This window comes from Martelella limonii (genome assembly GCF_013344475.1).
Lineage (GTDB): Bacteria > Pseudomonadota > Alphaproteobacteria > Rhizobiales > Rhizobiaceae > Martelella > Martelella limonii.
In genome coordinates, this window is record NZ_JABUOU010000002.1 from 372,190 (window position 1) to 393,855 (window position 21,666).

Genomic DNA, 21,666 nt, shown 5'->3' on the forward strand with positions numbered 1-21,666 from the left:
GGCAAAATGAAGTCTATCGTTCCCTGGCTGAAGGCGAGATGAACAAACCGCGTCATGGAGCTTCTAAATTAGCTTTTCATCCGTTGCCGAGGCCATAGGCCTCGTAACCGTAGAGCCAGTCCAGTTCGCTTGCAAGCGATGCGGGAGAACGCAGCGACAATACAACATCGCGCCCAACCCGGAACGGGCCGCGTGCATGATAGGCGAACTTGTTGAGGCCGGTGCGGCGCGCAAGTCTTTGCAGGCGCGGCCGGCGGTGCGCTTCGAAGGCCGTGAATGCCTCTGCGGCCGGGCGCTCCGCAAGAAAGGCTGCAAGCTCGAATGCGTCTTCGATGGCCATCGCAGCGCCCTGCGCCGAAAACGGCATCATGGCGTGAAGGGCATCGCCGATGAGCACGGTGTCGCGGCCATTGTGCCAGCGCCCGTTGCCCACCTCGTAGAGCGGCCAGACGACCGGATCGACGCTTGCAAACAGCCGTTGAAGCGCAGGGTGCCAGTCAGAGAAATAGCTGTCGATCGCGCGGCGCCAGCTGCCATGCGCCTCCCCCGTCCAGGTCTTGCCCGGATTGCTGCCGGAGGCGATTGCCACGATGTTGAAACCGCCGACATCGCGCAACGGATAGGCCACCACATGGGCCATCGGGCCCATCAGCGCACTGACATGGTCCCGGTTGAAGAATGCGGGCATGTCTTCCGCCGAAACGACGAAGCGCCAGGCGACATTGCCGGAAAACTGCGCCTTTGGCGCGCCTTCAATCCAGTTGCGGCTTCTGGACCACACCCCGTCGGCACAGATGATCACATCCGGGGCGCGCTCGGCGTTGTGCCGGAGCGCTGCCGGCGATTCTATCCGCTGGCCAAGCCTCAGCGTCACGAGCTCGGCGTCGGCGGCGGCCTTCGTCAGCGCTGTCTGCAGGGTGGCGCGGTGGAGAACGCCGTAAGGGGCCTTCCAGCGCCGGCGGGCTTCTCCGACCGGCACACCGGTAATCGTCCGAAGGCTGATGCCGGAAGCCAGTGTCACCTGTTGCGGTTCACGCCACTGGCTTTCCAGAAGGGCAAGCACGCCAAGCCTGTCGAGGCAGCGCGCGGCGTTGGGCGAAATCTGCAGCCCGGCGCCAACTTCGGCAAGCGTTTCAGCCTGTTCGAATATTTCGCTGGAAATGCCGTGCCTGGCCAGCGCGAGCGCTGCGGTCAGCCCCGCAATCCCCGCGCCGATAATGGCGACATGATCAACAGACATGGCACTCTCCGGTCGCGTCGCCCGTTGCGGCGCGCGACGGGCTTGGCCTCAGGCGGCGTCGACCTGATAGGCGCAGCCGGGCGGGTTGGTCTCTTCGCCGTGCAGGGCAGGGGAGAAGCGGTAGAGCGTCGAGCAGTAGGAACAGACGGCTTCGCTGTCATCACCCATGTCGATGAAGATGTGCGGATGGTCGAAGGGCGCCGATGCGCCGACGCACATGAATTCCTTCACCCCGATCTCGATGGAGCGATGTCCCTCGTCGTTCTTGAAATGCGCGATCGCGTGACCAGCCATAATTGTCTCCGGTTCCTTGAGCTTTCGGCGCGGACACTATAACTCTTTGCCGCAAATGTGTAGTACCCGATTGGCTGCTTCAGCGGCTTTTCGCGGGGCTCTTCCTGACAATGATCAGCCGCGGTGCAGCCATGAATTTCAATCTTCCCGATTTCGCCAGTTTCACGCATGACGGACTGGAACTTGCCTATTTCGATGTCGGCGAGGGCGAACCGATTCTCCTGATCCATGGCTTTGCCTCAACGGCCTCGGTCAACTGGGTGCATCCGGGCTGGCTGAAGACTTTCGGCGAGGCCGGATACCGGGTGATCGCGCTTGACAATCGCGGCCATGGCAAGAGCGACAAGCCGCATGATCCGGACCGCTATCATCCGAGCCTGATGGCCGGCGATGCAGCGGCGCTGCTCGATCATCTCGGCATCGAAAGCGCGCATGTGATGGGCTATTCCATGGGTGCCAGGATTTCCGCCTTTCTGGCGCTCGCCAATCCTGAAAAGGTCAGAAGCCTGATCTTCGGCGGTCTCGGGATCGCGCTTTGCGATGGAGCGGGCGACTGGGACCCGATCGCTGCGGCGCTGCGCGCGCCGTCGCTCGATGACGTCACCCACGCGCGCGGGCGCATGTTCCGCACCTTCGCCGATCAGACAAAGAGCGACCGGATCGCGCTTGCCGCCTGTATCGAGACGTCCCGCGAACTGGTGAGCCGCGAGGATGTTGCGGAGATTTCCGCGCCGGCGTTGATCGGGGTCGGCACCAAGGACGATCTTGCAGGCTCTGCGCAGGCGCTCGCCGATCTGATGCCCAATGCCCGCGCGCTCGACATTCCCAATCGCGATCACATGCTTGCCGTCGGCGACAAGGTGTTCAAACAGGCCGCGCTCGAATTTCTGGGCGAGATGGCGGACACGAAAAACTGAAACGGGCCGCATTGGTAATTCAGGCGCACTGATCTATATTCCTGCCCAATACGTCCGCAGCGGTGTAGCCGCCGGGTGCGACGACCGGACAGACCGGAAGAAGAGGAGGCCGCGATGGCCGCGCATTCCGAAAAGATGAGCCAGGATACCAGCCTCAAGGCCGTGGATCCGATCTGGGCCAGCCTTCGCGCTGAAGCCGAATATGCGCTGGAACGGGACCCGATCCTCGGGGCGTTCCTGTTCTCGACCATCCTCAACCATGAATCGCTGGAAGACTGCGTCGTGCATCGCATCTGCGAGCGGCTCGACCATCCGGATGTGCAGGCGATCCTGCTGCGTCAGACCTTCGCGGAAATGCGCCGCGACTGGCCGGAATGGGGCGAGATCCTGCGCGTCGATATCCAGGCCGTCTATGACCGCGATCCCGCCTGCACGCGCTTCATGGAGCCGGTCCTCTATTTCAAGGGTTTCCACGCGATCCAGACCCATCGGCTTGCGCACTGGCTCTGGAACCGGGGACGCAGGGACCTTGCGCTCTATCTGCAGAGCCGCTCCTCCAGCGTGTTCCAGACCGATATCAATCCGGCCGCGAAAATGGGCAAGGGCATCTTCCTCGACCATGCGACAGGCCTGGTCGTCGGGATGACGGCGACGATCGGCGACGATGTCTCGATCCTGCAGGGCGTCACGCTTGGCGGGACCGGGAAGGAAACCGGCGATCGCCATCCGAAGATCGGCGACAGCGTGCTGATCGGCGCGGGCGCCAAGGTGCTCGGCAATATCACGATCGGCAAATGCTCGCGGATTGCCGCAGGCTCCGTGGTGCTGAAGCCGGTGCCGCCGAATTCGACCGTGGCAGGCGTGCCCGCCAAGGTTGTCGGCACGGCAGGCTGCTCCGATCCGGCGCGCGCCATGGATCAACTCATCATTTCCGAGGAATAGAAAGTTCCGGCGAACAAATCATTGACGCGAACGTTTGCGTTTCATCGGCGTGCATGCCAAAAGCCGCCGACACGCAAAGACGGAGAAAATACCTTGAAGCAAGAAGAAATCAAAAAGCTCGACGCCTATTTCAAACGTCTCTTCGGTCCGGCCTTTGCCGTCCGGACGCGTCCGCGCAAGGATGATTCCTGCGAGGTTTACAACGGCGAGGAGTTCATCGGCGTGATCTATCTCGACGATGAGGACGGCGACCGTTCCTACAATTTCTCGATGGCAATTCTCGACGTCGATCTGGAAGGCTGAGGGGTTCTCCCCGGCTGCGGCGCGCGGATCAGCGCCGCGTGTGCGGGGCGCTGAGCTTGCCCCGTTCTCAAGCCGGCAATAGCCGGCTTTCGTGTTTCTGCAGTACATTGCCCGACGGATCGGCGCTGCCGCCGCAGATCGCGGATCTGAGCTTTTCGACCTGATCCCGATGGTGTAGGAAGACTCGCGTCATTTCACGCCTTCCCACATTGCCAGCCGCCGTGTTGCCTTGGAAAGAAGTCTATCCTTTCGAAAGGAACACCATGCCCCCGCTCTCCGAACTTCTTGAACTTGCCGGTCTGCTGGCGCTTGCAGGTGGCGTGGCCGGTTTTCTGGCGGGTCTTTTCGGCATTGGCGGCGGTGCGGTACTGGTGCCGGTCTTCTATCAGGCCTTTGCCCTTTTCGGCGTCGATGACAGCGTCCGTATCAAGCTCAGCGTTGGCACCTCCCTTGCCATCATCATTCCGACCTCGCTGCGCTCCTTCCAGTCGCACTATAAACGCGGCGCAGTCGATATGGCGCTTCTGAAGCGCTGGCTGATCGCCGTGCCGTTCGGCGCGATCGTGTCGACCCTGGTGATCGCCTATGCGCCCGGCAGCTTGCTGCGCGGCACCTTTGCCGTCCTGACGCTGTTGATCGGCCTCAAGATGCTCTACCCGAAGTCCGCCCACTGGCGGATTGGCGACGACCTGCCGAAAAATCCCGCGCTCTTCATCTATGGCTGGTTCATCGGCCTGCTGTCGGGGCTTGTCGGCATTGGCGGCGGCACGCTCAACAACACATTCATGACGCTGTTCAACCGGCCGATCCATCAGGCGGTCGCAACATCGGCGGGTGTCGGTGTCCTGATCTCGCTGCCGAGCTTTATCGGCAATGTCATTGGCGGCTGGGGCAAGGCGGGTCTGCCGCCATTCTCGACCGGCTATATCAACTGGGTGGCCGTCGCGCTGATCATCCCGATCACGATGCTGATTGCGCCGCTCGGCGTCACTGTCGCCCACAAGCTCAGCAAGCGCACGCTCGAAGCCGGCTTCGGCATCTTCCTGCTGATCATTTCAGCGCGGTTCTTCTACTCGTTCTTCTGATAGCGCAAGGCCAAACCGGCAAAGCTTTATTCCGTCAGCCGCAGTTCGTCGGAGCGCATATCGACCGATGTCAGGGTCGACAGGAAACTCATGCCGAGCAGGCTTTCCCGAAGCCTGCCCTCGGTTGCCACCATCGCCTTTACATTCTGCCGCGTAATCGGCCCGATCGAGACTTCGTCGAGCGTGATCGGCGCGGCCATGGCGGTGCCGTTGGCGGTCGTGACGATCGCCGTGTAGCTCAGGTCGGAAGCCTTCAGTCCGATTCGTTCGGCGTCTTTGGCGGTCAGCGTCACCCGGCTTGCGCCGCTATCGACCAGCATCGGGATCGATGTCCCGTCGACGACGACATCGGCCGAGAAATGGCCGTCGCGGCGCTTGTTGAGGATAACCTGCTCGCGGCCGTCGGCCGAGCGCGTGACCGTTGCCATGCCGGGGATAAGCCCGCCTGATAGCCGCGCGCCGACATCGCGGAAGTCATTGCGGAAGATGTAGCCTGCTGCAACCAGCAGCAGGATCGCCGCCCAGACCAGCAGCGATTTGAACACGAAGCCGAGGTCGCGGCGGCTCTGCAGGATGCCGGCCGACACCAGCAACAGGATCGGCACCAGCCACAGCGCCGTTGCGAAATTGTCGCTGTCGACGCCGAGCGTCGTGCCATCGGCACCTGTCACCATCAACAGGATCATGCCGACCGACACGATGGCGATCAAAATCCAGAAAAGCCGCAATGCATTCACTCCCGATCAGAAATCACCGTTGGGATATCGGGCTTCAGGCGGCGATGACAAGGGCGAGGAGGAAAACGATCTGGCTGACCTGTGCCGTCGCCCCGAGCGTATCGCCGGTATGGCCGCCGATCCGACGGCTGACGAATGCGGACAGAAGCAATGCTGCGGCAACGGCTGACAGAAGCGCGGTCGAGACCGCAAGGACGGTGCCGGTCACAAGCCCGATGACGGTGCAGACGAAGAGCGATACCGCAAAGGCAAGAAGAGCGCCATCCCGCCCCGGACGGCCGAGCGTGGCGGCAGCCCCATCCGTTCGCGCCGATGGCAGGATGCTCCATTGCAGCACGAGACAGGCGCGGCCGGCAACGGCGCCCGCGATATAAAGAAGCCCGGCTGCGATCGGACCATAGGCAAGCACGAGCGCCGCGAGCGTGACGGCCAACAGGAATACGGACATGACGATCGCCACCACACCGAAAACGCCGGAATGGCTGTCGCGCATGATCCTCAGCATCGCGTCCCGGTCACGTCCGCCGAAAAGCCCGTCGGCGGTATCGGCAAGCCCATCCTCATGCAGGCCGCCGCAGATCATCACGCAGATCAGGACGGAAAGCAGAGCCGCGATGAGGGGCGGCGTTGAAAGCCCAACGAGCCCCGCAAGCACGAGCGCCGGAAGCAGGGTTGCAATGCCACCGGCAAGCGGATACGCCCATGCAGCGCGCGCACCGGCCGGCGTTTCTCCCAACAAGAATGGAGGAACGCGCAGCCTCGTAAGGAAGGTGACGGCGCTTGCAAGATCCGTGATGAGAAGCTTCGGCTTCATCGCTTTTACTCGTTTGCTCGCTGCAAAGGCTTGATTGCGGGACAAGCTGAAAATATGAGCGTGGGCATACACTTTCAGTAAAGACAGGAAAGCACAATGAGCGCCGAACAGCCTTTCGAAGATTTTCGCACTTTGCTGGAAGCCTTGCCCAAGGCCGATACAGAGATACTCTCTGCCGCGAGAAAGCGCAATGCTCTGCTTACCAAGCCCGCGGGCTCGCTCGGACGGCTCGAGGAGATCGCGATGTGGCTTGCAGCATGGAGCGGGCGACCGCCCGCCGTCAATCGTCCGATGGTAGCAGTTTTCGCCGGCAATCACGGGATCGCGAAGCACGGCGTCTCCGCCTATCCGGCAGAGGTGACCAAGCAGATGGTCGAGAATTTCGCCAAGGGCGGCGCCGCGATCAACCAGATCTGCGCGAGCGTGGACCTCAGCCTGAAGATCTTCGACCTGGCGCTTGACCATCCGACCGGAGATATCTCGGTCGAGCCTGCCCTATCGGAGCGCGATTGCGCGGCTACCATGGCCTATGGGATGGAAGCGGTTGCGGGCGGTGTCGATCTTCTGTGTCTTGGTGAAATGGGCATTGGCAACACCACCATTGCGGCGGCGATGTGCTACGGGCTTTATGGCGGCACTGCGGCCGACTGGGTTGGTCCCGGCACGGGGGTCGAGGGCGAGGCATATGAGCGAAAGCTCGCGCTGGTGGAACGGGCGGTCGCCGTGCACAAGGACCATCTCTCCGATCCGCTCGAACTGCTGCGCCGCCTTGGCGGACGCGAACTGGCCGCGATCGCTGGCGCGATCATCGCCGCGCGGATGCAGAAGGTGCCGGTGCTGATCGATGGTTATGTCGCAACCGCTGCAGCCGCCGTCCTGAAGGCGGCCAATCCTTCGGCGATCGATCATTGCATGATCGCCCATGTTTCGGCAGAACCCGGCCACCTCAAGCTGATCCAGAAGCTCGGCAAGACGCCGCTTCTGGCGCTTGGCATGCGGCTCGGAGAGGGCACGGGGGCTGCGCTTGCGGCAAGCCTTGTCAAGGCTGCGGCCGCCTGCCATTCTGGCATGGCGACCTTCGAGGAAGCGGGCGTTTCCGGCCGCGACCATTGATCCTTGCTGTCGCAGGCCTGTCACAGGCGTGTGGCAGCTTCTCCCGCAATGAAACGGCAGCGACGAAGGACGACGTATGGCCCCGATCGAAAAGAAGAAGGGTTTCAGCCACTTGTTCGCAGCCGGCGGATATTCGTTCCACGGCTTCACAAGGCTTTTGAAGGAAGAGGCTTTCCGTCACGAACTGATCGGATTCGTGCTCGGCCTCGTGGTGTTTTTCATCGCGGGAGCGAGCGCGCTCCAGTTCATGATCTTCGTGATGCTGATGTTCGTCCTGTTCGCCGTCGAATCGCTTAACACGGCCGTCGAGGAGATCATCGACCGGGTGTCGCCGGAGCGCTCGATCGAGGGCAAGCATGCCAAGGACCTCGGATCCTTCGCGACCTTCTGCCTGATCACATGCAACGTGATCTATGCGGTCTACGTGGTGTTCTTCTAAAGTCAGATGTGCCGGTAGACCAGCGTCGCTTCATGGGGCGCTCGGGCATCGCGATCAAGAACCGCGCCCAACCGCTCGGCCAGCCGGATCGAACGCGTGTTGTCCGGATCGATGTAGCTGACGAGGCTCTCGGGCGCGAGCCTTTCCTTTGCCCAGTCCCGCATCGCGGCGGCGGCTTCCACCGCATAGCCCTTGCCTTCGGCCGCTTCGTAGAGGAACCAGCCGAGTTCGAGTTCGGGAAACATCGGCCCCTTGCAGATGGCGACCTGTCCCAGCGTTTCGCCCGATAACCGGTCCTCGAACATCAATGCGCCGTGACCATAGAGATGCCATTGGGCGATATCGTTGCAGAAGAACGACCATGCCGTTTCAACGCCGTGCGGCCCGCCCATGTGGATAGCGCGTTCAGATGCGAGGAAGGCGAAATAGCCGGTCCAGTCTTCCTCAACGAGCGGACGCAGTCTCAGTCTTTCGGTCTCGAATGTGGGTATTGGAAAATCATGCGGCATTGGCGGCGCTGCGTCCTTCGGTATGGTCTTCCGCCATCAGCGCGCTGATGATCTCGGCTTCGAGCTTCGCGTCGGCCTGATCGTCTGCGCGTGGGCCGCGCGGGCTGTCATTGGCGATCCTGCGGGCGCGGCGTTTCAGCGACGCGGCCAGCCGGTCGCGCGCGTCGCGGCTCTCGGCAATGCTTGCCGGCGGATCAAGCGTGATGCTGTCCGGCTGGAACGGCATGTGCCTTTCGGCGGAGATCGGCAGCGAGAGGCCGGTGGGGGTATGTTGAACCGCGGCTTCCGGCATCGCGTTGACGCGGGCTTTCGGAAACAGCAGGGTCGCAAGCGTGCCCTCGCGGGGCGCCGACTGCAGGATGAGCTCGCCCTGATGGGCCTCCGCCAATTGCTTGACGATCGAGAGGCCAAGCCCGAACCCTTCGGTATGGCGGGCTCCCGCGCCGCGCGAAAACGCGGTGGTGGCCAGCGCCAGCGCATCTTCGTCCATGCCGCAGCCAAAGTCGCGGATGCTGAGATACTGGCCGCCATCGTCGGTTTCGCCGGCAAGGATCAGAACGTCGGAACCGGCGGCGGAGAATTTGACGGCGTTCGAAATCAGGTTGATCAGCATCTGTTTCACGGCCCTGCCATCGGCAAACAGCGGCCGCAATCCGGGTGCGACATCGCATTTCAGCGCAATCGTCCGGCGTGCGGCTTCCCCGCCGATCATCGCCAGCGAGGCATCGATCACATCGACCAGATAGACCGGCTTCTCGTTGAGACGGTAGCCGCCGGCTTCAAGCCGCGACAGGTCGAGGACGCTGTCGATCATGTCGAGCAGGTGACGGCCGGACTGGTGAATGTCGGCGGCATATTCGCGGTAGTACGGGTTCGGCAGCGGGCCCATCATCTCGGTTTTCATGATTTCCGAAAAGCCGATGATGGCATTGAGCGGCGTGCGCAGATCATGGGACATGGCCGCGAGGAAGGTCGATTTGGCCTGATTGGCCTGTTCCGCCGCTGCGGCTGCTGCCTTTGCCTTTGCCAGGCTTTCGGTCAGGCGTTCGGTCAGCGCGTCCTTCTCGATTTCCTTGGTCTTCAGCGCCTTTTCGGATTTCGCCAGATGATGGTTGAAATAGGCGATGAACAGCATGACGATGGCAAGGACTGCGGCAAGGCCGATATCGAACACCGCGCCGCTGCGATAGGCGGCGATGGCGAAGGCTGCGACTGCCGGCATGAACACGTGCCAGGCCGAACGCGGCAGCGCAACGGCACCAAGCGCCATCATCGACAGCGCGACGATGACCATCGATGCTTTGAAGAACGGAAAGGCGGTGCCGGTGCAGGCCTTGCATTCGAGGACCGCAAGAAGGGCCCAGGCGCCGCCGGCGAGCCAGTAGGCCCCGATGACGCGCGCGTTCCATTTGCGGACGCTTGCAGTATCGCGACCCTCGATCGCGGCGCGGCGAACGGTCATGAAGGCAATCGCGTGGAGGATCAGCGCCGCCAGCGCCCAGACCACGAAGATCAGGTCGCGGCCGAGATAAAGAAATCCGAAGCCGGCAAGCGCCAGCATGATCGTCACCGCAGGCGCGCTCTTCTGCAGGCTCTGCAGCGCTGCGTGGAATTCCCCGTTTGTGTCTTGGCTTACAATCAGCTTGGCACGGTTCGTCATCGCATCCATCCTCGATTGCAACCGAGAATACGAACGAATTCTTAAGAAATTCGTAAAGGATTTGTTAGGGGTGTTTTTTAGGATTGCGGTAATACATCTATCCCGCAACTGGGGTGAAACGGCGGAGATGTCCACTGACGGAGCAGAGCGAACTTGCCGCGCGGATTGCGGCCTGCCGGATCTGTCGCGATTGTCCGAAGGAGAAGGCGCCGCTCCCGCATGAGCCGCGCCCGGTGGCGGTGCTGTCAGAGACGGCGCGGGTGCTGATCGCGGGCCAGGCCCCGGGCCTGCGCGTTCATGAGACCGGCATTCCCTTCAATGATCGCTCCGGCGACCGGTTGCGCGACTGGATGGGGATCGATCGCGCGGCGTTCTACGATAGCGCCCGTTTCGCGATCCTGCCCATGGGGTTCTGCTTCCCTGGCTATGACAAGAACGGCAGCGATCTTCCGCCGCGCAGGGAATGCGCGCCCCAATGGCGCGAACAGACCATGGCGGCGATGCCGCAGGTCGAACTGGTTCTGGCGATCGGCATGTATGCCCAGAAATGGCATATGGGGAAAGCAAGCCGCAAGACGCTGACGGAAACGGTCAGGAACTGGCGGGCGAGTTATTTCGCCAATGCCGCTCCGCGCATCCTGCCGCTACCGCATCCAAGCTGGCGCAATACTGCCTGGCTGAAGCGCAATCCGTGGTTTGAGGAGGAGGTGCTGCCCGAGCTGAAGGCGGCAGTCAGGCTTTATGGCGGTTGAGCTGATTGCCACTTTTCAGCGTCAAAAATCGTGGTATAAGAGCAAAATATTTTATATGGAGCGGATATGGACCGTTTGGATAGGAAAATTTTGCGTCTTCTTCAGGAGGACTCCACACTCGCGGTTGCCGATATCGGCAAGAAGGTCGGCCTTTCGACCACGCCCTGCTGGCGCCGTATCCAGAAGATGGAAGAAGAGGGCGTGATCAAGCGCCGCGTGGCGCTGCTGGATCCGGAAAAGGTCAATGCCAATGTCACGGTATTCGTCGCGATCCGCACCAATACCCATTCGGTCGAGTGGCTGAAACGGTTCTCCGAAGTGATCGGCGATTTCCCCGAAGTGCTTGAATTCTATCGCATGAGCGGGGAGGTCGATTATCTCCTGCGCGTGGTCGTGCCGGACATCGCCGCCTATGATGCCTTCTACAAGCGGTTGATCGCCAAGATCGAGATACGCGATGTGTCCTCGTCCTTCGCCATGGAGCAGATCAAGTTCTCGACGCAGTTGCCACTCGACTACATGAAGCTCGAAACCGCGCGCAACGGAGAATGAGCACAACAATGAAAAGTTGCATGCATTAAGGCTATGTAAACCATAGAATGACGCTTTCTTAACCCTCCCTGCGGTAGTGCTCGGTCACATTCAACCATGGAGGGGTCCATGAAGAGGGTCGTTGCACCATTCGCCGCCGTCATCGCCATTACCGCCGTTCCGGCACATGCCGCCGATCTGGCGTTGCGCCCGCAATTGCAGCCTGTGGCCTATCAGCCGGCCTATAGTGAGCCGGCTCTGCAGTGGGATGGCGCTTATGCGGGTATCGGGGGCGGCTATGGCTGGACAGGCGCGCGTGGCACGCTGTCTGGTCTCGGCTCCGAGGATTTCGGTTTCAACGGGGCCATCGCGACGCTGTTTGCGGGCTACAACAAGCAGCTTGGCAATGTCGTCATCGGCCTTGAAGCAGACGCGGACTACAGCTGGGGCAAGGACAGCGTCCCGTCGGGCCTCGGTATCGATCTCGATGTCGGCTCCGACTGGAGCGGCAGTCTGCGCGGCCGTGTCGGCTACAATGTCGGCAATGCGCTGGTCTATGTCACCGGCGGCGGGGCGCTTGCCAATGCCTATTTCCGCGCGCTCGGTTCCTCCCTGACCGATACGCTCTACGGCTACACCGTGGGGGCCGGTCTTGATTACGCCTTTACCGACAACGTCTTCGGGCGGCTCGAATACCGTTATACTGCCTACCCCGACCAGGATGCGCTCGCTGATGTTGCCTCGTTTGCGGGCGTCGACACCCAGTTGAGAATGCACACGCATGCGGTCAAGGCAGGCATCGGCGTCAAGTTCTGACGCAGCATTCATGATTTTATTGAAACGGTCGTGCGGCTTTACGCAGGGCCGTTTTTTCTTTATTGAGCAGCCTCGTTTGAGAGGCCGCGCGAGCGGCAGAGTGTCCACCCGCATTCGTTGGCGGGACTGGTTTTCAGGAGCATGACATGTCCGAGCAGATTTCCCTTACCTTTCCGGATGGTTCGAAGCGCGAATACGCCGCCGGAACCACCGGCCGCGACGTCGCGGAATCGATTTCCAAGTCGCTGGCCAAGAAGGCCGTCGCGATCGCCCTTGACGGCGAGCTGCGCGATCTTTCCGACCCCGTCACCGAAGGCCGCATCGAGATCGTGACCCGCGCCGATGACCGCGCGCTGGAACTGATCCGCCACGATGCCGCCCATGTCATGGCGGAAGCCGTGCAGGAACTGTGGCCCGGCACCCAGGTGACCATCGGTCCGGTTATCGAGAACGGCTTTTACTACGACTTCGCGCGCGAGACCCCGTTTACGCCGGAAGATCTGCCGAAGATCGAAAAGAAGATGCGCGAGATCATCAAGCGCAACGCAGCCTTCACCAAGCAGGTCTGGCCGCGCGACAAGGCGCGTCAGGTATTTGCCGAAAAGGGCGAGGCCTACAAGGTCGAGCTCGTCGACGCGATTCCGGAAGGCCAGGACCTGAAGATCTACGCGCAGGGCGACTGGTTCGACCTCTGCCGCGGCCCGCACATGGCGTCTACCGGCCAGATCGGCGATGCCTTCAAGTTGATGAAGGTGGCGGGTGCCTACTGGCGCGGCGACAGCAACAACCCGATGCTGACCCGCATCTATGGCACCGCCTGGGCCGAACAGAAGGATCTCGACGCCTATCTGACCTTCCTGGAAGAAGCCGAAAAGCGCGACCACCGCCGCCTCGGCCGCGAGATGGACCTGTTCCATTTCCAGGAAGAAGGCCCGGGTGTCGTGTTCTGGCATTCCAAGGGCTGGCGCATGTTCCAGTCGCTGACGTCCTACATGCGCCGCCGGCTCGCCGGGGAGTATGAGGAGGTCAACGCACCCCAGGTGCTCGACACTTCGCTGTGGCGCACCTCCGGCCACTGGGAATGGTACCGCGAAAACATGTTCGCCGTTGCCTGCGCGGATGAGGAAGCGGAAGACAAGCGCGTCTTCGCGCTCAAGCCGATGAACTGCCCCGGCCACGTCCAGCTCTTCAAGCATGGTCTGAAGTCTTACCGCGAACTGCCGATCCGCTATGCGGAATTCGGCGTCGTCCATCGCTACGAGCCCTCAGGCGCGATGCACGGGCTAATGCGCGTGCGCGGCTTCACCCAGGATGATGCCCATATCTTCTGCACCGAAGACCAGTTGGCCGAGGAATGCCTGAAGATCAACGACCTGATCCTGTCGGTCTATGAGGATTTCGGCTTCAAGGAAATCGTGGTGAAGCTCTCCACCCGCCCGGAAAAACGCGTGGGTTCGGACGAGAGCTGGGATCATGCCGAGGAGATCATGACCTCGGTTCTCAAGACCATCGAAGAACAGTCCGGCGGCCGCATCAAGACCGGCATCCTGCCGGGCGAGGGCGCCTTCTACGGGCCGAAATTCGAGTACACGCTGAAGGACGCGATCGGCCGCGAATGGCAGTGCGGCACCACGCAGGTCGACTTCAACCTGCCGGAGCGTTTCGGCGCCTTCTACATCGACTCGAGCTCGGAAAAGAAGCAGCCGGTCATGGTGCATCGCGCCATCTGCGGCTCGCTCGAGCGCTTCCTCGGTATCCTGATCGAAAACCATGCAGGCCACATGCCGCTGTGGTTTGCGCCCCAGCAGGTGGTGGTTGCAACCATCACCTCCGAGGCCGATGGTTACGGCGAGAAGGTGGCGGAGCGCCTGCGGGATGCGGGACTTTCGGTTTCGACCGACTTCCGCAACGAGAAGATCAATTACAAGGTCCGCGAGCATTCGGTTGCCAAGGTGCCGGTCATCCTGGTCTGCGGCATGCGCGAGGCGGAAGAGGAGACGGTCAATATCCGCCGCCTCGGATCGCGCGACCAGCAGTCAATGTCGCTGAGTGACGCCCTCGCAATGCTGATCGAAGAGGCAACGCCTCCGGACCTGCTGCGCAAACGCGGGTAATCGACAGGGAAGGCGGGGTCATCGGCCCCGCCTTCAATTTGTTGGCAAACATGTCATGAGTTCGGTGTCATCCTCGTGCCTGACATGAGGAGCCATAAAGCACGGCAATCGTTTGCAGCGGCGCTCAGGACATTCAATCAGTTGAGCGCCTGGATCCACGGTGCAGGGCAGGGGATGAAGCCGTCGGGCAAGGCTTTCTGGCCGTTCTTGCCTGTTTGCAGGCTCAGGGCTTGAACGCAACCATGCGGGTTCTGACGCCATTCACCAGATTGCGCAGCCGCCGCGCGGCATAGCCAGCCCTGTCCTTCACCCGGTTTACGAGAATGTCGGTAAAATTGGTTCCGTAGGATTTCTGGTCCGCGCGCGCCGCGATGTTGCTTTCGATTTTTGTCTCGTCGTCATCCTGAAGGCGGGTCTGGATGCAGAGTGCAGGCGAGAGCTGGAAGAGCGACAGCGTCTCCGCGATGCCGCCGCGCGGATCGAACAGCATGGTGTCGACGGCCATTTTCAGTTGCGCGCTTTCACGGATCATCTTCGCGGCGCAGCCGCGCGAGATCACATAGCCGGCAGCGCCGATGTGGCAACCGGCAAGCCGCCGAAGCTCGCGGTCGCCGAGCGGCGCGGTGACGTGGCGGCCAAGTTCGGCGGGCTTGAGGCTGGTCTCAAGCTTCACGATATCGGCTTCGTCGGTCATCCATCCGCCGATCGCAGAAAGTATGCCGGCGGCGTCGTCGCTGATGTCGATGTCGTCCTCGAAGATCGCGGCATGCGGCTCGCCGCTCTCGATCAGCATCCGCCAGGCCTTGATGTGGCTGAGATAGCAGGCGACCTCTCCCGGCAGAAGCCGGATGCTCACCGGTTCGGGATAGGCGCAATGCCCGGCGATGTCGGCTGCGGACATCGTCTTCGCATCCACTGCCGCAACGCGGGTGAAGGCAAGGCCACGGTCCCCGAACAGAGCTTCAAGCCTTGCAAGGCGAGCTGTATCGCGGTCGAGATTGATGACGAATGTGTGCACGGCATTCCTTGCCCGGCGATGGTGGGGCGCCCTGAAAAATTGCTTTGCCGTGTTATAGCGCTCACCGGGCGCTTGCAAGGCGATACGCGCAGTCAGCGAAAGTCGACAAGCCGCTTCCGGCACCCCGCAGTGAGGTAGCCCATCCGCAGCTTCAGCCGGCGCAAGCTGTCGCGCAACAGATAAAGGCAGTGCTGGACCCTGCTGGTGCCGTAGGAGCGTTTGCTTTTCGGGACCGGGTTGGCCGAAGAGAAGCCGAGCTGCGGAAGGCCGCAGCGATAGGCGATGTCATCCTGGATGCAGATCGCCGGATCGACCTGATAGGCGACCATCGGATGTTTGAGCAAAGGCCTCGGGTTGAAGAGGATCGCATCCACGCCCATGGAAAACTTGTCGCTGTTTTCCTCCAGCTTGCGCGCGCCCTTGCGGCTGACGATATAGGCGGCTGCTCCCAGATGGCGCGATGCCAGCCGGTAGAGGTCGCGGTCGCTGATCTTGGAGATCGGGCGCGCCGGCATCCGCACCAGCTGGAGGCAGGTCTCCAGCTTGACGAGGTCGCCATCGGCGGGGAAATGCCTCTGCGCCTCATGGAGAAAGCTCCCGAAACCTTCTCCCAGATGGATATCGTCTTCGAAAATCGCAGCATGCGATTGATCCGTTGCCAGAAACGCCTGCCAGCATTTGAGGTGGCTGAGATAGCAGCCATATTGGGTGCGCGAGAGAGCATAGCTCCCGGCCCTGGGATAGGCCGCGCGCGCCGCGATTTCCTCATCCGCAATCGCGTGACCGTCCACGGCCTCGACCCAGATCGGTTCAAGCCCGGCGGCGGCAAACCGTTCGGCGAGATGCTTGCGCCTTTCGGTGTGCTTCGGCAGATTGATGATATAGACCAGCACGCGAGCCTCCCCTCAGTCAGCCAACGGTTTTAGTACAGTCGCCGTGAGGAAGGAAGGGGATGCCGCCAGGATCCGGCGCGTCCGCGCGGCGATGCCTTGCTGCCGCGGGCATGCCGTCAGTCGTAGGCTTCACCATCGGTATTGGCCTGATCGTCGGACAGCAGGAGCTCCACATTCTGGCCTTCGCCGGAGGTGACGGTAAAGTTCTTTTCGAACAGCTTGTCCTGGTTGCGGGCGACCGCCGTGTAGCTGCCCTCGGCAAGGATCATCGTCGGCATCGCGCTGCTGCTTTCGGTCAGGACATCGCCCGAGGCGCCAAGCACCGTCCATGCGGTATCGGCCATCGCTTCACCGCCCTTGCTGCCGACAAGCCGGAGGCTCACCTCGGCTGCGTTGATCTTCAGCTTGGCATCGGTGATCTCACCCGCCTTGACCTTGAGGCGGGCATGGGTCTCCGCATTCAGCGATCCGTAGGTCGAAACGACATCATAGGTTCCGGCGCGCAGGCGCAGGATACTGCCGGGAGCAATATTTTCCGCGACCAGATCGCGCCTTTCGTTGCGATCCTCGAAAACGGCGAATGTCAGCTGCGTGTTGTCTGCCGGCTTCTTGTCGCCGAGACGGCCATTGAGCATCAGTCCGCCCGCATTCAGCACGAAGGAAATCTGCTCGCCGGCGCCGGCTTCGTGGGTGATGCGCACCTTGCGCGTCGCCGAAGCCCGCCCAAAGGCGCAGTTGATGAAGTAGTCGCCGGGAGACAGGTTTATCGTCTTGCTGCCGCCCTCGGCCGAGGCGACGAGTTTCAGATGGCCGTCGGTATCGGGAATGGTCGTGAACACCCGCCAGAAAAGGCCGTCACGCATGACGTTGCCGCCTTCGGCGAGGCGGGCCTCAAGCTTGACCGGGCGCTTTTCGCCGGGTTCCTGCGTGCCGCGCATCATCGAGAAGGGATCGTCGGAGTGAACGGACGGCGTCGATTGTGCAAGGCTTGCAGGGGCCGTCGCGATCAGCCCCGCCAGCACAAGCACTGCAGTCTGAAGGATCGGGCGTCGGGGCGTTCTGTGCGGATACATTCTGCTCGCCGGTTGACTTGCTCAATGCAAATGTTCACTTCATGGCTCGACTGCGTTGTGACCTGATTATCGTGGCGTTTTCAAGAGCGCCGCGTGATTTTTTGACCGATGAGGCCTGCCGTGACTGCCAAGAACGAAACCCTAGTCGACTTCCTCAAGACCCGCCGCTCGACCCCCGTGCTGCAACTGGCAGAACCCGGTCCTCAAAGACAGGAGGTCGAGGAAATGCTGACGATCGCGTCCCGCATCCCCGACCATGGCAAGCTGGCGCCCTGGCGCTTCATCGTGTTTGCCGGAGAGGCGCGGCACGACGCGGGCGACAAACTGGCGGAAATCGTAAACTCGGATGACCCCGCGTCCTCGCCGGAACGGCTTCAGCTCGAGCGCGACCGTCTGGCGCGGGCGCCGCTGGTGATCGCCGTCGTCAGCCGGGCAGCGGTCCACCCCAAGATCCCTGAATGGGAACAGGTCATGTCTGCGGGCGCGGTCTGCTACAATCTCGTCGTTGCCGCCAACGCCTTCGGTTACGGTGCCACCTGGTTGACGGAATGGTACGCTTTCGATGAGCGCGCCACCGAAGCCCTTGGCATCGCGCCGGATGAAAAGGTTGCGGGCTTCATTCACATCGGCACCCGCACCGAGGCGCCGTTCGAACGCGTGCGGCCGGAGCTTTCAGACGTCGTGACATGGCAAGGGGAATTTTGATCATGTTCTACACCACCGAGTCCAATGCTCACGGGCTGCCGCATGATCCGTTCAAGGCGATCGTCAGCCCCCGGCCGATCGGCTGGATCGGGTCCAAAAGCAGGGACGGGGCGCTGAATCTTGCGCCCTATTCGTTTTTCAACGCGGTCTCTTCAGACCCGCCGGTTGTCATGTTCTCGTCTGATACCGTCAAGGACAGCTTCACCAATATCGTCGAGACCGGCGTCTTCACCGCCAATCTGGTCAGCCGCGACCTCGTGGAGAAGATGAACGTCACTTCCGCGCCCCTTGCCCGCGGCGAGAGCGAGTTCGAAGCCGCGGGCCTGACGGCGCTTGCCGGCCGCCTCGTCGATGCGCCTTATGTGGCGGAAGCCTATGCGGTGCTGGAATGCCGCCTGACGACGACCATGGCCGCGCCGACGCTCGAAGGTTTCGACAGCCCGAACCGGATGGTTTTCGGCCAGGTTGTGGGAATCCACATCCGGGATGAAGCGATCAGCGAGAACGGACTTCTGGATATGAAGAAGGTCCGCCCGGTCGCGCGTATGGGTTATATGGATTACGCCGATGGCGGCGAGCCGTTCCAGCTGAAACGGCCGACAAGCCGCTGAGAAAAGCTTTCAGGCCGTGCCGAAGGCGGTCTTGATGATGCCGATATGTTCCGGGTTGCGGGCAAGCTTGCCAGCAAAGCCGGTGCGCGCGGCCGTGTCGCATGCGGTGCGGAAAGCGGCAGCGGCGCTCGCGGTGCCGGTGAAATCGATTGCCGGAATGCCGAGATTGCGCGCGGCCAGCATGGTAGCGACGGCGCCGTGGCGCACGATGTCAGCGCCGCCCTGATCGCCCTCAAGCGGTTCGGCGTCGTAGCCGAGCGCAATCAGGCGGCCTGCCTTGTGGACGAAATGGCGGGCATTCAGAAGGCCGCCGCCATTGTCGCCGATCATGGCGATCAGCGCGATCGCGTTTTCCTTAAGGCCCTGGCGCGCTTCGGCCACGCGCAGCAGTGTTTCCGCCATCTGGATGCGGGCAGCGCTTTCCACGCCGCGCAGGATAATGCCATCCGGCGCGCATTTCGCGGCCTCGGAAAAATCTGCAATGTTATAGGCTTTCGAGATGGGTTCGCAGATCAGGAAGATCGGCAGCGACGGCATCAGGGTGCGCAGGCTTTCAACCCGGCCGGCGAGATCGGTCTCACCTGCGACCGAAAGACAGAGACAGTCAGGCCGGTTTTCGCTGGGTTCGAGGGGCAGGGCCTCATCGGATCCCATCAGCCAGACTTTCATGCGACGAATGTCCATTCTCACGCCTCCAACCCGGGTCTCCTCGACGGGCTGAAGAATGACAAAACGCCCGCCGGTTTCAAGCGGCGGGCGCGGGTATCCACTTCATTTATGTCGAATTTGCTTCGGCTGTATGAAGTTTTTGCGTTTTTTGACAATGCAGCCAGCGCCAGACCGGCAGAATGACGCTGCTGCATGACGAATCAGCCTTGGTTGCGCATGCCGGCCAGCGGGCCGGTCCACTTGTAGAGCTCGTCGAGCATCGCCTTGGCGCCAGCGTTCATTTCTTCGACCGCCGTGAAGGTGCCGTTCTCGTCGATGAATTTCGGGAACAGCGGAACCGGCACGACCTGCGGAATGGCGTGAACATTGAGATTTCCGAGAAGGGTGCGCAGTTCCTGGGCTGCGCGCAGGCCGCCGGAAATGCCGCCATAGCTGACCACGCCTGCCGGCTTGTAGCCCCATTCGAGCGACAGGGCCTGAATGGCATTGATCAGCGCTGCGGTCGGGAAGTAGTCATATTCCGGCGTGACGAACACGAAGGCGTCGGCTGCCGAAACGCTGGCGCTCCACTTCTTCGTGTGCTCGTGCTCGTATTTCTGCATGCGCGGATGCGCCGGCTCATCGAGCAGGGGCAGGTTGAAATCGGCAAGATCGACGAGCTCGACTTCGAATTTGCCGTGTTCGCGGGCAACGCTTTCCACCCATTTTGCAATCTTCGGGCTGACGCGGCCGGGGCGGGTGCTGCCGATAATGATGTTGAGTTTCACAATAAGTCTCCTTGCCGCCGTCTGCGGCGAACTGAAATGTCATGTCCCGTTTCCGGGTGTCATCGTCCTGGGAGGAATGCAACCATAGTTGGTCACAAAAAATGACTTGATAAAAATAAGTGACTGCATACAGTCGTGCAAGAGCGCACATGATTTTGACCAGGTCACTTTGATATGACTGCCACCGATAAAAAGCCCAGCGTGCAAGTGCGGGTAAAGCCCGAAAATTTGCCCGAGGCAAGGCTAGAACTGGCATCCGCAGTACGGGCGGAAACGCGCCCGGAAACCCGCCCGGAAACCCGCCATGTGCTGGAGCGGTGTCGTAATGTTGCACCGATCCTGCAGCGCGTCGGCGACAAATGGTCGATGCTGATCATCATCGTGCTGATCGACGGTCCCTGCCGCTTCAATGCCCTGAAGCGCCGGATCGACGGGATCTCGCAGCAGATGCTGACGCGTGTGCTCAAGGCGCTGGAGCGCGACGGACTGATCAGCCGCACGACCTATCCGACGAACCCGCCGCAGGTTGAGTATGCGCTGACCGGACTTGGGCGTTCGCTGAGCGATCCGGTGCTTTATCTCGGGGATTGGGTGCGCGACAATATCGCGCATATCGAAGAGGCGCGCGCCGCTTACGACAGCAAGTAGCGCGCCTCCGATGGGTTCCCCGGCAAGCCGGGGATCCGTGTCTTACTGATAGACGACGATCGGCGTCGGCAGGTTGTCGACTCGATTATAGAGGTCGATGACATCCTGGTTGATCATGCGGATGCAGCCCGACGAAACCGCCTTGCCGATCGATGTCCAGTCCGGGTTGCCGTGGACGCGATAAAGCGTGTCCTTGCCGTTTTCGAAAATATAGAGCGCGCGGGCGCCGAGCGGGTTCATCAGACCAGCTGGCATGCCGCCGTTCTTTTCCGAATATTCCTTGAGCTTCGGATCGCGTTCGATCATTTCGGCCGGCGGGAACCACTTCGGCCATTCCTGCTTCCACTTGATCACGCCATTGCCGCCCCAGGAGAAGCCAGCGCGGCCGATGCCTACGCCATAGCGCATCGCGGTGCCATCGGGTTCAACCAGATAGAGGAAGCGATTGGGTGTATCGACGACAACGGTACCGGGCGCTTCGCCGGTCGGGTCGATCACGCGCTGACGATAGTATATCGGGTCGATCTGCTGATAGGGCACGGCCGGAATCATATAGCCGTTGTCTTCAACCGGGCCATACATGGCTTCGAGCTCGGCGACGGTATAGGGGCCGTCCTGTACAGGCGGTTTGGTCGGGGCAGGCGGCACGATCGGGGTGATATCGCGCTGGCTAACGCAGCCGGCAAGCACAGCGGTGGTCGAAACGGCGCCGAGAAGAAATGTCCGGCGCGACATCGTTTTATCAACGAGCATTCAAGCCTCTTGAATTTGTAATGCGTCTATCAATTAGGGCTTTTATCCGACCGACCTTTCGGTTCATAGCGGCGCGTGTTCACAATCACGGGAACAGATCACTTGATTAGGCGAGTGTGGCGGAAAACACGCATTTCGCTGCAAAGCAGCACCAAACCGGTGAATGTCCTGAGCGGTTCATCCGCCGGGTTGTCCCATGAAAGCCCTGAAAGCTGCTTCTTTAAGACTGCGTTCTCAAAAGTGGGCTGCCTTTGTGCGTCGCC

25 protein-coding genes are annotated in these 21,666 nt (G+C 61.5%); 13 read left to right on the forward strand and 12 right to left on the reverse strand.

Translation table 11 applies throughout. From position 1 onward, the window contains the following. Positions 1-76: 76 nt before the first annotated feature. A complete protein-coding gene (locus HPQ62_RS06945) occupies positions 77-1,240 on the reverse strand; it encodes an FAD-dependent monooxygenase (RefSeq protein WP_174801787.1) in 1,164 nt (387 codons plus the stop codon). A gap of 48 nt (positions 1,241-1,288) precedes the next feature. Then, on the reverse strand, positions 1,289-1,534 hold the full coding sequence (locus HPQ62_RS06950) for a zinc-finger domain-containing protein (protein ID WP_174801788.1): 246 nt from the start codon (positions 1,532-1,534) through the stop codon (positions 1,289-1,291). 131 nt (positions 1,535-1,665) lie between these two features. Here HPQ62_RS06950 and HPQ62_RS06955 point away from each other — a divergent pair, with 131 nt between their 5' ends. The 4 genes from HPQ62_RS06955 to HPQ62_RS06970 all read left to right on the forward strand — a co-directional run bounded on the left by HPQ62_RS06955 (position 1,666) and on the right by HPQ62_RS06970 (position 4,781). Beyond that, positions 1,666-2,451 (forward strand): alpha/beta fold hydrolase, encoded by a 786-nt coding sequence (locus HPQ62_RS06955; RefSeq protein ID WP_174801789.1) that lies wholly within the window; start codon positions 1,666-1,668, stop codon positions 2,449-2,451. A 114-nt stretch (positions 2,452-2,565) separates the two neighbouring features. Further along, positions 2,566-3,393: a serine O-acetyltransferase gene (gene cysE / locus HPQ62_RS06960; protein WP_174801790.1), complete on the forward strand. Its 828-nt coding sequence runs from the start codon at positions 2,566-2,568 to the stop codon at positions 3,391-3,393. A gap of 93 nt (positions 3,394-3,486) precedes the next feature. Further along, on the forward strand, positions 3,487-3,696 hold the full coding sequence (locus HPQ62_RS06965) for a DUF3126 family protein (RefSeq protein ID WP_174801791.1): 210 nt from the start codon (positions 3,487-3,489) through the stop codon (positions 3,694-3,696). A 263-nt stretch (positions 3,697-3,959) separates the two neighbouring features. After that, the gene (locus tag HPQ62_RS06970; protein WP_174801792.1) at positions 3,960-4,781 is read left to right on the forward strand and encodes a sulfite exporter TauE/SafE family protein; all 822 of its coding nucleotides are present in this window, start codon (positions 3,960-3,962) and stop codon (positions 4,779-4,781) included. A gap of 26 nt (positions 4,782-4,807) precedes the next feature. Here the strand turns inward: HPQ62_RS06970 and HPQ62_RS06975 are convergent, their stop codons facing one another. Both HPQ62_RS06975 and HPQ62_RS06980 read right to left on the reverse strand, forming a co-directional pair. After that, the gene (locus HPQ62_RS06975; RefSeq protein ID WP_174801793.1) at positions 4,808-5,509 is read right to left on the reverse strand and encodes a retropepsin-like aspartic protease family protein; all 702 of its coding nucleotides are present in this window, start codon (positions 5,507-5,509) and stop codon (positions 4,808-4,810) included. A gap of 43 nt (positions 5,510-5,552) precedes the next feature. Then, on the reverse strand, positions 5,553-6,332 hold the full coding sequence (locus tag HPQ62_RS06980) for an adenosylcobinamide-GDP ribazoletransferase (protein ID WP_174801794.1): 780 nt from the start codon (positions 6,330-6,332) through the stop codon (positions 5,553-5,555). 96 nt (positions 6,333-6,428) lie between these two features. Here HPQ62_RS06980 and cobT point away from each other — a divergent pair, with 96 nt between their 5' ends. Together cobT and HPQ62_RS06990 are read left to right on the forward strand one after the other, a co-directional pair. Next, positions 6,429-7,445 carry a nicotinate-nucleotide--dimethylbenzimidazole phosphoribosyltransferase gene (gene cobT, locus HPQ62_RS06985; protein WP_174801795.1) on the forward strand — a complete coding sequence of 339 codons (1,017 nt, stop codon included), beginning with the start codon at positions 6,429-6,431 and terminating at the stop codon, positions 7,443-7,445. A 76-nt stretch (positions 7,446-7,521) separates the two neighbouring features. After that, positions 7,522-7,884 (forward strand): diacylglycerol kinase, encoded by a 363-nt coding sequence (locus HPQ62_RS06990; RefSeq protein ID WP_174801796.1) that lies wholly within the window; start codon positions 7,522-7,524, stop codon positions 7,882-7,884. Between the two features lie 2 nt (positions 7,885-7,886). Here HPQ62_RS06990 and HPQ62_RS06995 read toward each other — a convergent pair whose 3' ends face one another. Continuing rightward, the gene (locus HPQ62_RS06995; protein ID WP_174801797.1) at positions 7,887-8,393 is read right to left on the reverse strand and encodes a GNAT family N-acetyltransferase; all 507 of its coding nucleotides are present in this window, start codon (positions 8,391-8,393) and stop codon (positions 7,887-7,889) included. Further along, positions 8,383-10,053, reverse strand: a complete 1,671-nt coding sequence (locus HPQ62_RS07000) for a sensor histidine kinase (RefSeq protein WP_174801798.1) — start codon at positions 10,051-10,053, stop codon at positions 8,383-8,385. The genes HPQ62_RS06995 and HPQ62_RS07000 overlap by 11 nt, the downstream gene beginning before the upstream one ends. 134 nt (positions 10,054-10,187) lie before the next feature. Here HPQ62_RS07000 and HPQ62_RS07005 point away from each other — a divergent pair, with 134 nt between their 5' ends. The 4 genes from HPQ62_RS07005 to thrS all read left to right on the forward strand — a co-directional run bounded on the left by HPQ62_RS07005 (position 10,188) and on the right by thrS (position 14,266). After that, entirely contained in the window at positions 10,188-10,805 is a 618-nt protein-coding gene (locus HPQ62_RS07005) for a uracil-DNA glycosylase family protein (RefSeq protein ID WP_174801957.1), read from the forward strand. Between the two features lie 66 nt (positions 10,806-10,871). Continuing rightward, positions 10,872-11,357 carry an Lrp/AsnC family transcriptional regulator gene (locus tag HPQ62_RS07010; RefSeq protein WP_174801799.1) on the forward strand — a complete coding sequence of 162 codons (486 nt, stop codon included), beginning with the start codon at positions 10,872-10,874 and terminating at the stop codon, positions 11,355-11,357. Between the two features lie 108 nt (positions 11,358-11,465). After that, positions 11,466-12,152: an outer membrane protein gene (locus HPQ62_RS07015; protein ID WP_174801800.1), complete on the forward strand. Its 687-nt coding sequence runs from the start codon at positions 11,466-11,468 to the stop codon at positions 12,150-12,152. Between the two features lie 146 nt (positions 12,153-12,298). Beyond that, entirely contained in the window at positions 12,299-14,266 is a 1,968-nt protein-coding gene (gene thrS, locus HPQ62_RS07020) for a threonine--tRNA ligase (RefSeq protein ID WP_174801801.1), read from the forward strand. 223 nt (positions 14,267-14,489) lie between these two features. Here thrS and HPQ62_RS07025 read toward each other — a convergent pair whose 3' ends face one another. From HPQ62_RS07025 to HPQ62_RS07035, 3 genes are all read right to left on the reverse strand, one after another. Further along, on the reverse strand, positions 14,490-15,284 hold the full coding sequence (locus HPQ62_RS07025; protein ID WP_174801802.1) for a glycosyltransferase family 25 protein: 795 nt from the start codon (positions 15,282-15,284) through the stop codon (positions 14,490-14,492). Between the two features lie 92 nt (positions 15,285-15,376). Then, on the reverse strand, positions 15,377-16,177 hold the full coding sequence (locus HPQ62_RS07030) for a glycosyltransferase family 25 protein (RefSeq protein WP_174801803.1): 801 nt from the start codon (positions 16,175-16,177) through the stop codon (positions 15,377-15,379). Between the two features lie 116 nt (positions 16,178-16,293). Continuing rightward, a complete protein-coding gene (locus tag HPQ62_RS07035; RefSeq protein ID WP_174801804.1) occupies positions 16,294-17,250 on the reverse strand; it encodes a hypothetical protein in 957 nt (318 codons plus the stop codon). Positions 17,251-17,370: 120 nt separating this feature from the next. On the opposite strand from HPQ62_RS07035, the gene HPQ62_RS07040 reads away from it, so the two are divergent. Together HPQ62_RS07040 and HPQ62_RS07045 are read left to right on the forward strand one after the other, a co-directional pair. Beyond that, positions 17,371-17,955, forward strand: coding sequence for a nitroreductase family protein (locus tag HPQ62_RS07040; RefSeq protein WP_342343679.1), 585 nt, complete (start codon positions 17,371-17,373; stop codon positions 17,953-17,955). Positions 17,956-17,957: 2 nt separating this feature from the next. Beyond that, a complete protein-coding gene (locus HPQ62_RS07045) occupies positions 17,958-18,566 on the forward strand; it encodes a flavin reductase family protein (RefSeq protein ID WP_174801806.1) in 609 nt (202 codons plus the stop codon). Between the two features lie 9 nt (positions 18,567-18,575). Here the strand turns inward: HPQ62_RS07045 and HPQ62_RS07050 are convergent, their stop codons facing one another. Next, complete coding sequence (locus tag HPQ62_RS07050) at positions 18,576-19,250, reverse strand: hypothetical protein (RefSeq protein ID WP_174801807.1); 675 nt, start codon at positions 19,248-19,250, stop codon at positions 18,576-18,578. Between the two features lie 185 nt (positions 19,251-19,435). Then, positions 19,436-20,002, reverse strand: a complete 567-nt coding sequence (locus tag HPQ62_RS07055) for an NADPH-dependent FMN reductase (protein ID WP_342343680.1) — start codon at positions 20,000-20,002, stop codon at positions 19,436-19,438. A 174-nt stretch (positions 20,003-20,176) separates the two neighbouring features. Here HPQ62_RS07055 and HPQ62_RS07060 point away from each other — a divergent pair, with 174 nt between their 5' ends. Further along, complete coding sequence (locus HPQ62_RS07060; RefSeq protein ID WP_174801808.1) at positions 20,177-20,650, forward strand: winged helix-turn-helix transcriptional regulator; 474 nt, start codon at positions 20,177-20,179, stop codon at positions 20,648-20,650. A gap of 42 nt (positions 20,651-20,692) precedes the next feature. Here the strand turns inward: HPQ62_RS07060 and HPQ62_RS07065 are convergent, their stop codons facing one another. Next, a complete protein-coding gene (locus HPQ62_RS07065) occupies positions 20,693-21,403 on the reverse strand; it encodes a L,D-transpeptidase (RefSeq protein WP_174801809.1) in 711 nt (236 codons plus the stop codon). Positions 21,404-21,666: the final 263 nt, after the last annotated feature.